Below are 15,888 nucleotides of genomic sequence, written 5' to 3' on the forward strand. Positions count from 1 at the left end.
GGAATTGCGCGCTACCGCAGAAATGCTGCGTGTTGGGGTGCCTTGGCGCACGTTCCGTGCGTGACTGGTCCGAAAGAGTGGAAGAAGGGCCGGGCGCGCGGATCCGGACCGGAGATTCGCCTCACGCCTCCGGTTCCGGAGCGGGCAGGTTCGCGCCCGCCTCCGCGCTCTCGGGCAGCAGGTGCGACAGCACCATGTAGCTGATCGTCTTGCGGATGAACGGCTCCACGCGGATCCGTTCGAGCACCTCCTCGAAGTGCTCCACGTCCCGCGCCCGCACGTGCAGCAGCGCGTCCGCGCCGCCGGTCACCGTCATCGCCGCGGTGATCTCGGGATGGTTGCGCATCACCTCCGCGAGCCGCCGCGGCGGCGCCGCGCCCTCGCAGTACACCTCCACGTACGCCTCCGTACGCCAGCCGAGCGCGGCCGGTTTCACCGTCGCCGTGAACCCGGTGATCACACCCGTCTCACGCAGCCGGTCCGCCCGCCGCTTGACCGCCGTGGCGGACAGCCCGATCGCCGTGCCGATCTCCGCGAAACTGGTACGGGCGTTCGCCATCAGGGCCGTGAGGATCTTGCGGTCGAGATCGTCGAAGGGCGCGGACGCGGGTCTCATGCGGGCACTGTATCCAGCGGCGACGACCTGGCCCTCCGCATGTGCAGGCGTACGAATTGCTCCTACACTCCGGGTTCATGCTCCGCGCTCTCGCCGTCGACGACGAACCGCCCTCCCTCGAAGAGCTGCTCTACCTGCTGGACGCCGATCCACGGGTGAGCAGCGTCGAGGGCGCGAGCGACGCCACCGCGGCGCTGCGGCGGATCAACCGTGCCCTGGAGAGCGGCCCCGGCGGCGACGAGGGCATCGACGTCGTCTTCCTCGACATCCACATGCCCGGTCTCGACGGTCTCGACATGGCGCGGCTGCTCGCCGGGTTCGCCAAGCCGCCGCTCGTCGTGTTCGTCACCGCCCACGAGGGATTCGCCGTCCAGGCCTTCGACCTGAAGGCGGTCGACTACGTCCTGAAGCCGGTACGCCGGGAGCGGCTGGCCGAGGCCGTGCGCCGGGCCGTCGAGCAGATGGACGCGGCCCCGCTGATACCCGTGCACGAGCCCGACCCGGACCACATATCCGTCGAGCTCGGCGGGGTCACCCGCTTCGTCGCCGTAGAGGACATCACCCACGCCGAGGCCCACGGCGACTACGCGCGACTGCACACCGCCCAGGGCAGCCACCTCGTCCGCATCCCGCTCTCCACCCTCGAGGAGCGCTGGCGCTCGCGCGGCTTCGTCCGCATCCACCGCCGCCATCTCGTCGCTCTCGGTCACATCAGCGAGCTCCGCCTCGACGCGGGTACCGTGAGCGTCCTGGTCGACTCGGTCGAACTCCAGGTCAGCCGCCGGCACGCACGGGAACTGCGTGACCTGCTGATGCGCCGGACCGCGAGTTGAGGAGGCCGGAGGTGCCCCACGACCCCGCCGACCGCCGTGTCGTCGTCACCGGCCCGCCGCGCCGCACCCGCCCGCTCAGCGGCTCCCGGCCGCGCACCGAGATCGACGAACAGACCACGCTCGGCCACACCTACGTCCGCTCCCTGATGCGCAGCCAACTGCGCGCCGCGCTCACGGTGTTCGCCGTCCTCGTGCTCCTAGTGGGCCCGCTCCCGCTGGTGTTCGCCGTGACGGGCGACAGCTCGAGCCTCGAATGGATCGTGCTCGGCTTCTGCGTCTACCCGCCGCTGGTCCTGCTCGCCCGCTGGTACGTGCGCCGCGCCGACCGCAACGAGAAGGACTTCGTCCGGCTCGTCGAGGACCGCTGAGCCATGAACGAGACCGAGGACAGCCGCCTGTGGACGAAGAGCCCGTGGACGAACAGCCTGTGAGCGAGAGCAGCGCGTGAGCGAGAACAGCCCGTGAACGAGAACTACGCCGTCCCGGCGGTCGCCCTCGTGGTCGTCGCGACCGTGTTCGTCGGCGCCTTCGGCCTGCGCATCTCGCGCACCACCTCCGACTTCTACGTGGCCTCGCGCACGGTCGGCCCCCGGCTCAACGCGGCCGCCATCAGCGGTGAGTACCTCTCCGCCGCCTCGTTCCTCGGCATCGCGGGACTGGTCCTCGTCCAGGGCCCCGACATGCTCTGGTACCCCGTCGGCTACACCGCCGGCTATCTCGTCCTGCTGATCTTCGTCGCGGCCCCGCTGCGCCGCTCCGGGGCGTACACCCTGCCCGACTTCGCCGAAGCACGGCTCGCCTCCCAGGCCGTACGGCGGCTGGCCGGAGCCTTCGTCGTCGGTGTCGGATGGCTGTACCTGCTGCCCCAACTCCAGGGCGCGGGGCTCACGCTGAACGTGCTGACCGGAGCCTCGAAGTCCCTCGGCGGCGTCATCGTCGCGGTCGTCGTGGTGGCGACCGTCGCCGCGGGCGGCATGCGCAGCATCACCTTCGTACAGGCCTTCCAGTACTGGCTCAAACTCACCGCCCTGCTCGTCCCCGCGCTCTTCCTCGTCCTCGCCTGGCAGGACGACGGGGGGCCGCGGCACGCCTTCGACGAACCGGCGACGTTCCGTGAGCACCGGGTCGTCCGGGTCGACGCCGGAGTCGACCTGAAACTCACCCGGCCCCTGACCGTCACCGTGGACGGCACGGTCGACGGCAGACGGTACGAGGACGAGAGACTCCGGCTGCCCACGGGCGTCCACCGCATCGAGCAGGGCACCCGGCTGGCGTTCACCAAGGGCGACCCCGTGCCCGTCGCCGACCGCGTCACCAACGGCGGCATGTCCACCTCGCTCGCCTCGGGCCGCGAGGAACGCCCGCTCTACGCCACGTACGGACTGATCCTCGCCACCTTCCTCGGCACCATGGGGCTGCCGCACGTCGTCGTCCGCTTCTACACCAGCCCGCACGGCGTGGCCGCCCGCCGCACCACCGTCGCCGTCCTCGTCCTGATCGGCGTGTTCTACCTGCTGCCACCGGTCTACGGCGCGCTCGGGCGCCTGTACGCACCCGAGCTCACCCTGACCGGGGACGCCGACGCCGCCGTGCTGCTGCTGCCCGACCGGGTGATCGGCGGACTGGGCGGGGACCTCCTCGGCGCGCTGGTGGCCGGCGGGGCCTTCGCCGCGTTCCTGTCCACGGCGTCCGGCCTGACCATGGCGGTGGCGGGCGTGCTCACCCAGGACGTGCTGCCCTCCCGCGGCGTACGGCACTTCCGGCTCGGCACGGTTCTCGCCATGATCGTGCCGCTGGCGGCGAGCATGCTCGTGGGCGGACTGCCGGTCGCCGACGCCGTGGGGCTCGCCTTCGCGGTGTCCGCCTCCTCCTTCTGTCCCCTGCTCGTCCTTGGCATCTGGTGGCACCGGCTCACCCCGCCCGGAGCGGCGGCCGGAATGCTCGTCGGCGGCGGCTCGGCACTCCTCGCGGTCGCGGCCACCATGGCCGGTTTCCCGGGCCGGGGCGCGCTGCACGCGCTCCTCGCCTGGCCCGCCCTGTGGTCGGTGCCGCTGGGCTTCCTCACGATGGTGCTGGTGTCGCTGGCGACGCCCGGGCGGGTGCCGGCCGGGACGGCGGCGATCCTCGCCCGGTTCCATCTGCCGGAGGAACTGGCCGGAGGCCAGGTACGCACGGAGGTCAAGGCATGAGTGGATTCCTGGCGGGCCTCTGTGTGGCCGCGCTCCCGCTGCTGGCGGCCGGCTTCTGGTACGGCAGGCGCACCGCGCGCACGCCGAGCCCCGGCGGCCTCGGCACCCCCGTCGAGCACGCCACCTTCGAGACCCTGCACACCGCGTCCCTCGCCGCGCCGCCCCTGCGGGCGGGCCTGACGGGGGAGACGGCCCGCAAGTCCGCGAGACGGCTGCGCACCCTCCTCGGCACCGACGCCCTCTGCCTCACCGACCAGGACACCGTGCTGGCCTGGGAGGGCGTCGGCGAGCACCACCGGGAGCAGATCATGGAGCGGATCGGCGGACCCCTGGAGACCGGCCGAGGTGAGGCCTTCCGCCTCGCGTGCGACGAGCCGTACTGCCCGCTGCGCTGGGCCGTCGTCGCGCCGCTCACCGTCGACGACCGGGTCCACGGGGCGCTCGTCGCCTGCGCGCCCCGCGAGTCCGCCGTGCTCGTCCGGGCCACCGGAGAGGTCGCCCGCTGGGTCTCGGTCCAGCTGGAACTCGCCGACCTCGACCAGTCCCGTACGCGGCTGATCGAGGCCGAGATCAAGGCGCTGCGGGCCCAGATCTCCCCGCACTTCATCTTCAACTCGCTCGCGGTGATCGCCTCGTTCGTGCGCACCGACCCCGAGCGGGCCCGTGAACTCCTGCTGGAGTTCGCCGACTTCACCCGCTACTCGTTCCGCAGACACGGCGACTTCACCACGCTCGCCGACGAACTGCACGCCATCGACCACTACCTGGCGCTGGTCCGGGCCCGCTTCGGGGACCGGCTCTCGGTCACCCTGCAGATCGCCCCCGAGGTGCTGCCGGTGACGCTGCCCTTCCTCTGCCTGCAGCCGCTCGTCGAGAACGCCGTGAAACACGGCCTGGAGGGCGGCACCGGCAAGGTCGACAAGAGCCGCATCAGCATCACCGCGCAGGACGCGGGAGCCGAGGCACTCGTCGTCATCGAGGACGACGGCCCCGGCATGGATCCCGGCCGGCTGAGCCGCATCCTGGCCGGTGAGGCCGGCGCCTCGGGCGGCATCGGGCTGTCGAACGTCGACGACCGCCTGCGGCAGGTGTACGGCGACGACTACGGCCTCGTCATCGAGACCGCGCTGGGCGCGGGCATGAAGATCACCGCCCGGCTGCCGAAGTACCAGCCGGGTGTGCACTCGGCGGGACCGCTGCCCCGCGGTTGAGTCCCCCGCGCACGAGCCCCGCGCACACCGGTCCCCCAGGGAAGGGCCGCGGCCCTTCCCTGGGGGACTGGTGTGGTGCGTCAGGTGGGCCGGGACGCCACCATCGCCAGCGTGATCAGGCCGAGCACCACCCAGCCGAACCACAGCCAGCCGCTGCTCCCGAGCGCCACCGTGTAGGCCGTGACCATCACCAGGCCGCCGACGGTGAGCACTCCCATGGTCTTCGTGGAACCGGGCATCGCAACACCCTCCTCATGGTTCGTCCCTACCCATGGTGCCCCCGTCTTTGCGAATTGCAGTGCAGACCACGAAATGTGTGCCGGAGTTCCAGGCGCTCTCGCCCACCCAGGACGCGCCCGTGTAGACGTTCGGGTCGTAGCCGTAGTCGCCCGGCGGTACGTCCTTCCGGCAGGCCGCGGTCGCCTCCCGCCCGGCCTCGGCGAGGGTGGTGTCCGGGCTCATCCGGTGGAAGTCGAGCACCTGCTCCTGATGCGGGCCCGCACACGGAACCAGCTCGGCGCCGGTGTCGGACACCCGGTCGAGGCAGTCCCGTTTCTGCATGGTGGCCGTGTCCCTGAACACCATGCCCGGCGGACGATGGTCCCCGACGGGACCGAACAGCGGCTTGCCGCGTGCGTCGAGCAGCAGACAGGCCACGCGGCGCCCGGCCGCCTCGAAGCCCTCGTCGGTCGGTACGACGGCGTAGGAGCGGGCATCCGCGAGCTTGTTGCGAATCTCCTCGGTGCGCTGCTCGCACCCGGCGGCGCCGCCCGAGCGCGCCTCCTCCGCGGATCCCACCTCGAACACGGCCATCACCTGCCCGTACGTGTCGTCGCTGAGGCACTTCACGACCTTCAGCCCCGGGTCCCCCGTGAAGGGAGTGCCGGGCCACCGCGTCGCCACGCAGTCGCCGTCCCTGAGCGGCTCGGTGAGCCCGACGGCCTGCCCGTACGGCTCGGCGTCGCCGTTCCCCGGCAGGTACGCCATGGCGTACCAGGTGCCGCCGCCCGCGAGAGCCACGCCGAGCGCGCCGGCCAGGACGGCCCGGAGGGCGCGGTTGCGCCTGCGGCGGCGCCGGCCGGTGACCGCCGGGGGAGGGCCGTACCCCTGCCCGGCGGTCCACGGGTCCGGAGGGCCCGGAGGCCCTGCGGCGGAGGGCTCCTGCGCGGGCGGCCAGGTGCCGGGGCTCCCCACCCGGGGCGGCGCCGAGGACGACTCCTGCCCGGCGGACGGCGCGTACCACTGCGAGCCGCTCCCGTGGCTCTGCGGGGCCTCGGGCACCGGTCGGTCGCGGGGAGGGGCCGTATGGGTGGCCCCGCCCGCCCACGGCGACTCCGAGCCCGGGTCGAGCAGGGTCCGGGGACGCGACCGGGGCGCCAGGATCGCGGACAGCGCGGCCGCGGTCTCCTCGGAGGTGATCCGGTGGACCGGGTCCTTGACGAGCATGGCCGCGAGGAGCGGCCCGAGCGCGCCCGCTCGCAGCATGGGCCGCGGCTCCTCCAGGACGACGGCGGTGAGCGCCGCGAGCCCCGACTCGCGGTCGAAGGGGCCGTGTCCCTCGACGGCGCAGTACAGCGTGCAGCCCAGCGAGAACAGGTCGGCGGCCGCGGTGGGCGGCCCGCCCCGGGTCCGCTCGGGTGCCAGATATCCGGCGGTGCCCACCAGGGCGGAGGTCAGGGTGTACCGGGTCTCACCGCCGTCGGGCTGCACGGAGATGCCGTAGTCGGTGAGCAGCACCCGGGCGTACGGCGACCCCGCGCGGTCCGGGGCGAGGAGGATGTTGGCGGGCTTCACGTCCCGGTGCATGACACCGCGCTCGTGCCCGGCGGTCAGGGCGTCCAGCACGGCGAGCCCGATCCGGGCGCACTCGGCGGGCGCCAGGGCCCCGCGCAGGGTGATCAGCGCACCGAGATCCAGTGCCCCGGACACGTACTCCATCACGATCCAGGGCAGGCCCTCGTGCTCCAGGACGTCGTGCACGGTCACGACGTGCGGGTGACCGCGCAGGCCCGCGGCGTGCCGGGCCTCCGCGCGGGCCCGGGCGACTCTGGCCGAACGGTCCCGGCCCGACTCTCCCGGGTCGCGGAACACGATCTCCTTCAGCGCGACCTCGCAGGCCAGCCGCTGGTCGTGGGCGAGCCAGACGTGGCCCATGCCGCCACTGCCCAGCTGGTTCAGCAGGAGATAGCGGCCGCCGATGACGCGGCCGACTCCCGGCTGTGGTGATCCTGATGACATCCGGTCACTCCCGGGTTCTGCTCCGTATGGGCCTGGGCCGGGCTCTGGGCCGCCTCGCCGGTGTCCGACGCCTCGATGCCGGATGCGCCGGTGTCCGGCGCGCCGGGCGTGGCGGGTTCCCCCGAGGCCGGGTCGCCGCGGGTGGGCTCCACCGGTGCGGGGCCGGTGGACGTCGGGGCGGCGGACGTGGGACCGGCCGTGGGCGGCGTGCTCGACACGGCCGTGGGCGGCGGGTCCGGGGACGGCGGCGGCTTCGGGGCCGGTTTCGACGCGGTCTCGGCAGGTGTCCCGTCGTCGGGCGAGGACTCCGTCCCGGACGCGGTCCCGCCGCCGGGCGTCGACCCCTGCCCGGACGGTGTCCCGCCGCCGGGTGCCGGCCCGGTCCCCGTCGGTGTGCCGCTTCCGGGCCCGGTCTCCTTGTCCGACGGCGTCCCCTTGCCGGGGGCGGACTCCGTCCCGGACGGCGTCCGGGTGCCCGGAGGCGACTTCGTCCCGGACGGCGACGAGGGCGTGGCCCCTCCACCGGACCGAGAGGCCGGATCCACGCTCAGCGCCACGGCCTTCCCGAACGCCAGAGGCGTCCCCGGCCCGGGAGTGACTCCGGTCACCGGCGCGTCACCCGGAGGGAGCCCGTCTCCGGCATACGTCACGGCCAGGCCCACCTCGGCGAGCGCCTGGCCGGCCTCGTCGAAGGTCGTCCCCACCACGGGCGGCACCGCGCGCCGCTTCGTCGCGTCGAAGATGCTGTCCTGCTCGCCCGTGGTGCCGACAGGCCGGGTGATGGCCCTGTCGCGGTCCTCCACGTCCAGCAGGGCGATCCGCTCCAGCGGCCGCGGCGAGGGCTTGACGGTCACCACGTCCGACTTCTCGTAGCCGTCCCACTTCTCGTTGCCGCCCTGGAACTCGACCGAGATCCGCCCGGGGTCCCTGTCGAAGGCCCGCAAGGGATTTCCGCAGGAGCACTTCACGGCGGGAAGCCCCCGGTCGTTCACCAATACCGCGATTCCCGCCTCCAGCAATGCGTCGTAGGGGACCGCGCTGCCCTTCTTGTAGTCGTGGTTCTTCACGAGGGTGTCGTGACGCAGCAGGACCGCTGTGAGGCTGTCCACGTACCCCTCGATCCGACCAGGTGTTATGTCCACGATCCGCGCCCATTCCCGGGCCTTTTGTTCGTTCCTGGGATCCGTGAGGAAATCCTTGAGCCGGTCGACGTCACAGACCCGCTGATGGCGCGTGCCCCCGTACAGACCAGGGGTGTTGCCCTGCTGGAGGCCGCTGTGCGGTTGCTCCGGCCTGACATTCCTCTTGTCCCTGCCCAGCGATCCGTCCTCTTCGAAAAAAGGTGCGAGTGACGGTATTCCGGCCGCGACGGCCTTCACCGCGAACAGGCGTTGTTCGGCGCATCCGCTGAGGATCAACACAGCGGCCAGCAGAACGGAAAGCCTTCGGACCACGGATTTTCCGGTCCGCAACAAGCATGCGTGAATTGTCATGACCGCTCCCCCCCGGCGGTTTCCCCCGTAGCCCTGCAGAGCGGAAGCAGGGCGTCACGCATCATGCTACTGAAGGGAAAAGCCCTGCAGTCAAGGGGAATTGTCGAAGTGTGCGGAGTGACCGAAAGGGGAAAAGGGACTCAGTTACCGCGTGCGTTGAGTGAGGCCAGATAGGCGTTGTACGCCTCGAGTTCCTTGTCGCCGTCACGGTCGGCGGCCCGGTCCGACCGCCGCGCCTGCCGCTCCTCGGAGCGGTGCCACTGGAACAGCAGCGCGAGCAGCACGAGCACGGACGGGATCTCGCTGAACGCCCAGGCGATGCCGCCCGCCGCGGTCTGGTCGGCGAGGGCGTCGATGCCCAGGGAGGTGGACGGATTCCTGTACGTCTCGACCATCGGCTCGGACGCCATCATCAGTGCGATGCCGAAGAACGCGTGGAACGGCATGCCGGCGAACAGCTCCAGCATCCGCATCAGATAGCCGGGCCGGTGCGGACCGGGATCGACGCCCATGATCGGCCAGAAGAACACCATGCCGACGGCGAGGAAGTGGCACATCATCGCGGTGTGGCCGGCCGTGGATCCCATCAGGGAGTCGAAGATCGGCGTGAAGTACAGCCCGTAAAGGCTCGCGATGAACAGCGGGATCGTGAACGCCGGGTGGGTGACGACCCGCATGAACCTGCTGTGCAGCAGCATCAGGAGCAGCTCGCGCGGTCCCTTGCGGCCGCGCCCGGCGGTCGGCAGCGCGCGCAGCGCGAGTGTGATCGGGGCGCCGAGCAGGATCAGGATCGGCGACAGCATGCTGATCACCATGTGCTGCACCATGTGCACGCTGAACATGACCATGCCGTAGTCGTTCAGCTTGGTGCAGAGCACGAGCATCACGCTCAGGACACCGACGACGAACGCCACGGTCCGCCCGGCCGGCCACGCGTCACCGCGCCGCACCAGCCGCACCACACCCCACCCGTACAGTGCGAGCCCCAGGAGGCAGGCGACGAGGAAGAACGGGTCGGGGGACCACTGAAGTCCCCGGCCCAGCGTGAACGGCGGCAGATCCATCGTCATGCCGTGCCCGCTGTGATCCATCCGCCGGCTCCTGGTTCGTACTGGTTGCGTGCCGTCTGTCCGCACCCAGACTAGAACCGCCCCCGGTCACGTCCGCGACCGGGGGCGGTTCCGGTCCGAGGCACCCCTCGAAGGGCGCGGCGAACTGTGCGACAGGCCACAGGCGGCCCCGGCCCACGGACGGTCCGCGGGTCCGACCGCTCTCAGCGCAGTGTCAGAGCACGCACTCCGCCTCGGCGTACCGCTCGTCCGGAACGGTCTTGAGCGTCTCGACCGCCTCGGCCAGCGACACCATCACGATGTCCGTCCCACGCAGCGCGGTCATCTTGCCGAACTCGCCCCGGTGCACGGCCTCCACGGCGTGCCACCCGAACCGCGTCGCGAGCACACGGTCGTACGCGGTGGGCGTGCCCCCGCGCTGGACGTGTCCGAGGATCACCGGACGGGCCTCCTTGCCGAGGCGCTCCTCCAGCTCGATCGAGAGCTGCCGCGCGATGCCCGCGAAGCGCTCGTGGCCGTAGACGTCCTTGCGGCCCTCGTCGTAACTCATCGTGCCCTCGCGGGGCTTCGCGCCCTCCGCGGCGACGACGATGGCGAACTTCTTGCCCGCCGAGAAGCGCTCGCCGACCTTGGTGGCCAACTCCTCGATGTCGAAGGGTCGTTCCGGGACGACGATCGCGTGGGCGCCCGCGGCCATGCCGGAGTGCAGCGCGATCCAGCCGGTGTGGCGACCCATGACCTCGACGATCAGGACCCGCTGGTGGGACTCGGCGGTGGTCTTCAGCCGGTCCAGAGCCTCGGTGGCGACGCCCACGGCCGTGTCGAAGCCGAAGGTGACGTCCGTGACCGCGATGTCGTTGTCGATGGTCTTCGGCACGCCGACGATCGGCAGGCCGCTGTCCGACAGGAGGCGGGCCGCCTTGAGCGTGCCCTCTCCGCCGATCGGGATGATCGCGTCGAGCCCGAGCTCCTCGACGTGCCCCCTGGCCCGCTCCACACCGTCACGCAGATGCGCGGGCTGGACCCGGGAGGAGCCGAGCATGGTGCCGCCGCGAGCCAGGATGCCGCTCACGGCGTCCAGGTCGAGCTTGAGGTAGTCGCACTCCAAGAGGCCTTTCCAGCCGTCCCGGAAGCCGATGACCTCGTCGCCGTGGTCGACGACGGCGCGGTGTACGACGGACCGGATGACGGCGTTCAGGCCGGGGCAGTCGCCGCCGGACGTGAGGACACCAATGCGCATAGCCCGAAATACCTTCTCAACGTGGGCCGGGAACCGGACCACGCTGTCCGGCTGGACGCCGCCACCCTACCGGCGGCAGGGGGCGGATCCGCACTGTGCGTCCGCCTGCTGGACGTACCCGCACAGGTGAGCGGGCACGCTGTCGGATGGGCTCCGCCCGCGGGGTCAGGCAGGCTGCTGAGCAGCGGCGATACGCTCGGAGCGCAGCGCCTCGTACCACCGGTCGTCGATCGGCGGCAGGGCGTTGACGTCCAGTGCCAGCTTGAGCAGCAGATCACCGATCAGCGGGTTCCGGGCCAGCACGGGACCGTGCATGTACGTGCCGAAGACCGTGTCGTTGTACGCGCCCTCCGTCCCGTCGCCCGTGCCGTTGCCCTTGCCGAGCCGCACGTTCGCGAAGGGGCGGGCGGTGGGACCGAGGTGCGTGACGCCCTGGTGGTTCTCGAAGCCGGTCAGCGGAGGCAGGCCCAGGCGCGCGTCGATGTCGCCGAACACGTCACCGACGCACCGCTCGCCCTCGCCGCGGGTGGAGACGACGTCGAGCAGACCGAGGCCCGGCTCGCGCTGGCCCAGGTCGTTGATGAACTCGTGGCCGAGGATCTGGTAGCCGGCGCACACCGAGAAGACGATCGCGCCGTTGCCGACCGCGCGTTCCAGACCGCCGTCGCGGCGCAGCCGCTCGGCCGCGAGCCGCTGCGGCCGGTCCTCGCCGCCACCGATGAGGTAGATGTCACCGGAGGTGGGGATCGGCTGGTCGCTGCGCACGTCGAGACGGGCCACGTCCAGCCCGCGCTGGCGGGCCCGGCGCTCGACGACGAGCGCGTTGCCCTGGTCGCCGTACGTGCTCAGCAGGTCCGGGTAGATCCACACCAGCCGCAGGCTGTTGTCACTCATTTTCTTCGTCCTCCGGGGTTCAGTTGCCGACACGACGCCGCAGGTCCTGGAAAGCGGTGTAGTTCGCGATGACCTCGATGCGTCCCGGCGGTGCCGTCTGCACGGCTTGGTCGAGGGTCTCGCAGACCTGGAACTGCTGGTTCGCAACCTCCAGGCGGACGGCCAGGTCCAGCTTCCGGTCGCCGAGCACGAAGATCGGGTGGCCGGTGAGCCGGGTGTAGTCGACGTCCCACAGCCAGGAGGTGTCGGTGCCGTCGGCCCCGCGCGCGTTCACGGACAGGATCACCGGGGTCGGCGGCGGGTCGATCAGGGAGAACGTCTCCAGCCAGCCCGCCGGGTTCTTGGCGAGCAGCAGGCGCAGGTCGCGCTGCATGAACTGCACGACGTCGTAGCGTCCGGCCACGGCCTGCACCTGGTACATGCGTTCCAGGGCTACCTGCGGCGGTACGCCGAAGACGGCGGCGACGGCGGCCGACGAGGCAGCGTTGGCCTTGTTGGCGCGGCCCGGCAGCTGGAGGTGGATCGGCCAGGCCGAACCGTGCGGGTCGAGGACGTGGTCACCGGAGAGCGCCCAGCTCGGCGTGGGGCGGCGGAAACCGCAATCGCTGCAGAACCAGTCGTCGCCGGGGCGCTGCATCACACCGCCGCAGGACGGGCAGGACCAGGCGTCGTCCTTCCACATCTGGCCGGCGGCCACCCACACCACGTTCGGTGAGGAGGACGCCGCCCACACGACGAGCGGGTCGTCGGCGTTGGCGACCACGACGGCCTTGGACCCGGCCAGGCCCTCGCGCCAGTGCTCGGCCATCATGCGGGTCTCCGCGGCGCGGTCCAGCTGGTCGCGGGAGAGGTTGAGCAGGGCGATGCACTTGGGATCCGTGTCGCGCGCCACCCCGGAGAGGTACTTCTCGTCGACCTCGATCACGGCGAACCGCGAGTCCGAGCCGCCGGCCAGCGCCGAGGTGATGCCGGCGGGCATGTTCGCGCCCAGCGCGTTCGAGACGACGGGCCCCGCGGCGCGCAGCGCCTCGGCGATCAGCCGTGTGGTGGTCGTCTTGCCGTTCGTGGCCGACACCAGGATGACGTCCAGGTGCTGTGCGAGCCGGGCCAGCAGGTCGGGGTCGAGTTTGAGCGCCACCCGGCCGCCGATCACCGATCCGCTGCCGCGGCCCGCGGCGCGGGACGCCGCTGCGACCGCCTTGCCCGCCGTCACGGCCAGCTTGGCCCGCGGCGACAGCGGGTCCGAGTTGCCTGCCATCAGTTCTCGATCCTCCTTGCGTACGGCGCCGCGCACTGCTCCCGGCAACGTGTGGCCCTCAGCCTATCGAGATCCACTCACCCACCCGAACCGCGGCACCACCCCGGCACCCGCGCGACATTGAGGACCGTACCCTTGCGGCCATGCGACACGGCTCGATCCCGGGCGCCCGAGGGCGCGTCCTTCCTCTGTCTTTGCTCGGCGACCCCGTGTTGCGCACACGGTGTGAAGAAGTCACGGAGTTCGGTCCCCAACTGGCGCGGCTCGTCGAGAACATGTTCTCGACGATGTACGCGGCGGAGGGGGTCGGGCTGGCCGCGAACCAAGTGGGCGAGTCGTTGCGGGTCTTCGTATACGACTGCCCCGACGACGAAGACCGACGACATGTGGGACACATGGTGAACCCGCGGCTCGTGGCGGTGGACGGGTTGGTGCTGCGCGGGCCCGAGGGGTGCCTGTCGCTGCCCGGCCTGGAGGCGGGCACCGAGCGGTACGACCATGCCGTGGTGGAGGGCGTCACCATGGACGGTGAGCCGGTGCGGGTGCACGGCACCGGGTGGTTCGCCCGGTGCCTTCAGCACGAGTGCGACCACCTCGACGGTGGGTTGTACGTGGACCGCGTTCGCGGATGGCGCCACCGGCGGGTGATGTGGCAGGCGGGGCGGGCCACTTGGAGTCGTTGAGGGTGCGCGGCCCGGTCGTCGGGTGCGGGTGCGTCGTGGCTGGTCGCGCAGTCCCCGCGCCCCTGAACAGGGGCACGGGGACTGATCGCGTGGACCCCACGAACCGCACATCCGGCGGAACGCTAGAAGCCGGGGCCGCCGACCCTGTCGCCCGCCGCGGCCAGCCTGCCCCAGAGGAGGTCGGCCAGGGCTCGGACCAACTCGGCTCGGGCGCAGGGGCGTTCGCCGAGCCACCAGTCGCCCGCCGCGTGCATCATGCCGACGATGCCGTGGCCCCAGACGCGGGCCAACTGCTGGCTGTCCGGGCCGAGATCGACGCGCTCCTCGATGACCTCGGCGAGCTCCTCGCCCATCCGGCGCAGCAGGGGAGCGGAGAGCCCCACGGCGAAGCCCTGGTCGCTCTGCGGGCCGCCCTCCGACGGATGCATCAGGAAGCGGTACACCTGAGGGCGTGCCTCGATCGCCGCGAGGTAGGTGTCGAGCGTGGCCTCCACGCGCTGCCGGCGCTCGGCGGGGGCGTCGAGCGCGGCGCGCAGCGCTCCGAGGAGGGCGTCGGTGTGACGCTTGGCGAGGGCAGCGTAGAGTCCGCCCTTGTCGCCGAAGTGGCGGTACAGGATCGGTTTGGTGATGCCCGCCTCCGCCGCGATGGCGTTCATCGAGGCGCCCGGGCCGTCGCGGAGCACCACCCGGTCGGCGGCCTCCAGCAGCTCGCGCCGTCGGCGGTCGGCGGACCTCTGCTGCTCGGTCCGCTGTGTGGTGTCCATGAGCTCTCCCCACCCGTGCTGATTCGGTGACGCCTGCGCAACGTAACACCCGGAGCGGGGTCTGCCTCGAACGGGCTGCCGAGCTGGAACGGGGAGTTGACTTTTACTACCGACCAGTAACAGGCTACGGTTACCGCAAGTAACACGTGAGTGCAGCCCTGGAGGGGACATGGCCGAGTTCACCATGGAGCTCAACGACGAACAGAGGGAGGTCCGGGACTGGATCCACGGCTTCGCCGCCGACGTCATCCGCCCCGCGGCCGCCGAATGGGACGAGCGCGAGGAGACTCCCTGGCCGGTCATCCAGGAGGCCGCGAAGGTCGGCATCTACTCCCTGGACTTCTACGCCCAGCAGTACTTCGACCCCACCGGCCTCGGTATTCCCATGGCCATGGAGGAGCTGTTCTGGGGCGACGCGGGCATCGCCCTGTCGATCGTCGGCACCGGCCTCGCCGCCGTGGGCGTCCTCGCCAACGGCACCGAGGAGCAGATCGGCACCTGGATCCCCCAGATGTACGGCGATGCCAACGATGTCAAGGTCGCCGCCTTCTGCTCCTCCGAGCCCGACGCCGGCTCCGACGTCGCCTCCATGCGGACGCGCGCCGTGTACGACGAGGCCAAGGACGAGTGGGTTCTCGACGGTACGAAGACGTGGGCGACCAACGGTGGTATCGCCAACGTGCACGTCGTGGTCGCGGTCGTGGACTCCGAACTGGGCTCCAAGGGCCACGCGTCCTTCATCATCCCGCCGAACACGCCCGGTCTGTCCCAGGGACAGAAATTCAAGAAGCACGGCATCCGCGCCTCGCACACCGCCGAGGTCGTTCTGGAGAACGTCCGGATTCCCGGCTCCTGCCTCCTCGGCGGCAAGGAGAAGCTCGACGAGCGTCTCGCCCGCGCCCGGGAGCGCGCGAAGGCGGGAGGCGGTGAGCGCCTGAAGAACGCGGCGATGGCCACGTTCGAGGCGTCCCGCCCGGCCGTCGGTGCCATGGCGGTCGGCACGGCACGGGCCGCGTACGAGGTGGCCCTCGACTACGCGCGGACGCGTGAGCAGTTCGGGCGGCCGATCATCGACAACCAGGGCGTGGCCTTCCAGCTCGCCGACATGCGCACGTCGATCGACGCGGCACGGCTGCTGGTGTGGCGCGCCTCCTGGATGGCCGTGAGTGGGAAGCAGTTCACCTCGGCCGAGGGCTCGATGTCGAAGCTGTTCGCCAGCGAGACGGCGAAGAAGGTCACCGGGCAGGCGATCCAGATCCTCGGCGGCAACGGGTACACACGCGAGTACCCCGTCGAGCGGATGCACCGGGACGCGGCCATCTACACGATCTTCGAGGGCACGAGCGAGATCCAGCGTCTGGTGATCGCGCGCACCCTGGCAGGCATGCCGATTCGTTGA

The 15,888-nt window shown here is 71.3% G+C and carries 15 protein-coding genes; 6 read left to right on the forward strand and 9 right to left on the reverse strand.

The features are described 5' to 3' along the window. Positions 1-121: 121 nt before the first annotated feature. Positions 122-616 carry an Lrp/AsnC family transcriptional regulator gene (locus tag O1Q96_RS16405; protein WP_269248876.1) on the reverse strand — a complete coding sequence of 165 codons (495 nt, stop codon included), beginning with the start codon at positions 614-616 and terminating at the stop codon, positions 122-124. A 77-nt stretch (positions 617-693) separates the two neighbouring features. On the opposite strand from O1Q96_RS16405, the gene O1Q96_RS16410 reads away from it, so the two are divergent. From O1Q96_RS16410 to O1Q96_RS16425, 4 genes are all read left to right on the forward strand, one after another. Further along, positions 694-1,449 carry a LytR/AlgR family response regulator transcription factor gene (locus O1Q96_RS16410; protein WP_269248877.1) on the forward strand — a complete coding sequence of 252 codons (756 nt, stop codon included), beginning with the start codon at positions 694-696 and terminating at the stop codon, positions 1,447-1,449. 11 nt (positions 1,450-1,460) lie between these two features. Next, positions 1,461-1,817: a hypothetical protein gene (locus O1Q96_RS16415; protein WP_217454643.1), complete on the forward strand. Its 357-nt coding sequence runs from the start codon at positions 1,461-1,463 to the stop codon at positions 1,815-1,817. A 93-nt stretch (positions 1,818-1,910) separates the two neighbouring features. Continuing rightward, positions 1,911-3,638 (forward strand): sodium/solute symporter, encoded by a 1,728-nt coding sequence (locus O1Q96_RS16420; RefSeq protein WP_269248878.1) that lies wholly within the window; start codon positions 1,911-1,913, stop codon positions 3,636-3,638. Beyond that, a complete protein-coding gene (locus O1Q96_RS16425; protein ID WP_269248879.1) occupies positions 3,635-4,849 on the forward strand; it encodes a sensor histidine kinase in 1,215 nt (404 codons plus the stop codon). Before O1Q96_RS16420 ends, O1Q96_RS16425 begins: the two co-directional genes overlap by 4 nt. Positions 4,850-4,929: 80 nt before the next feature. Here the strand turns inward: O1Q96_RS16425 and O1Q96_RS16430 are convergent, their stop codons facing one another. The 7 genes from O1Q96_RS16430 to O1Q96_RS16460 form a co-directional block, all read right to left on the reverse strand. Beyond that, positions 4,930-5,088, reverse strand: a complete 159-nt coding sequence (locus O1Q96_RS16430) for a hypothetical protein (RefSeq protein ID WP_107018800.1) — start codon at positions 5,086-5,088, stop codon at positions 4,930-4,932. Between the two features lie 13 nt (positions 5,089-5,101). Beyond that, positions 5,102-7,087, reverse strand: a complete 1,986-nt coding sequence (locus O1Q96_RS16435) for a serine/threonine-protein kinase (RefSeq protein WP_269248880.1) — start codon at positions 7,085-7,087, stop codon at positions 5,102-5,104. Further along, on the reverse strand, positions 7,024-8,580 hold the full coding sequence (locus O1Q96_RS16440) for a DUF6777 domain-containing protein (protein WP_269248881.1): 1,557 nt from the start codon (positions 8,578-8,580) through the stop codon (positions 7,024-7,026). The genes O1Q96_RS16435 and O1Q96_RS16440 overlap by 64 nt, the downstream gene beginning before the upstream one ends. 140 nt (positions 8,581-8,720) lie before the next feature. Further along, positions 8,721-9,671 (reverse strand): cytochrome c oxidase assembly protein, encoded by a 951-nt coding sequence (locus tag O1Q96_RS16445; protein ID WP_269248882.1) that lies wholly within the window; start codon positions 9,669-9,671, stop codon positions 8,721-8,723. Between the two features lie 193 nt (positions 9,672-9,864). Beyond that, positions 9,865-10,890 (reverse strand): 6-phosphofructokinase, encoded by a 1,026-nt coding sequence (locus tag O1Q96_RS16450; protein WP_217459563.1) that lies wholly within the window; start codon positions 10,888-10,890, stop codon positions 9,865-9,867. Between the two features lie 165 nt (positions 10,891-11,055). Then, a complete protein-coding gene (locus O1Q96_RS16455; RefSeq protein ID WP_217459562.1) occupies positions 11,056-11,784 on the reverse strand; it encodes a type 1 glutamine amidotransferase in 729 nt (242 codons plus the stop codon). A gap of 19 nt (positions 11,785-11,803) precedes the next feature. Further along, a complete protein-coding gene (locus O1Q96_RS16460) occupies positions 11,804-13,042 on the reverse strand; it encodes a MurT ligase domain-containing protein (RefSeq protein ID WP_269248883.1) in 1,239 nt (412 codons plus the stop codon). A 143-nt stretch (positions 13,043-13,185) separates the two neighbouring features. Between O1Q96_RS16460 and def the strand changes: the two genes are divergently transcribed. Beyond that, entirely contained in the window at positions 13,186-13,725 is a 540-nt protein-coding gene (def, locus tag O1Q96_RS16465; RefSeq protein ID WP_269248884.1) for a peptide deformylase, read from the forward strand. Positions 13,726-13,847: 122 nt separating this feature from the next. Here the strand turns inward: def and O1Q96_RS16470 are convergent, their stop codons facing one another. Continuing rightward, the gene (locus tag O1Q96_RS16470) at positions 13,848-14,489 is read right to left on the reverse strand and encodes a TetR/AcrR family transcriptional regulator (RefSeq protein ID WP_269248885.1); all 642 of its coding nucleotides are present in this window, start codon (positions 14,487-14,489) and stop codon (positions 13,848-13,850) included. 169 nt (positions 14,490-14,658) lie between these two features. Between O1Q96_RS16470 and O1Q96_RS16475 the strand changes: the two genes are divergently transcribed. Next, entirely contained in the window at positions 14,659-15,888 is a 1,230-nt protein-coding gene (locus O1Q96_RS16475; protein WP_269248886.1) for an acyl-CoA dehydrogenase family protein, read from the forward strand.

The sequence above is a fragment of the Streptomyces aurantiacus genome (assembly GCF_027107535.1).
Classification (GTDB): domain Bacteria; phylum Actinomycetota; class Actinomycetes; order Streptomycetales; family Streptomycetaceae; genus Streptomyces.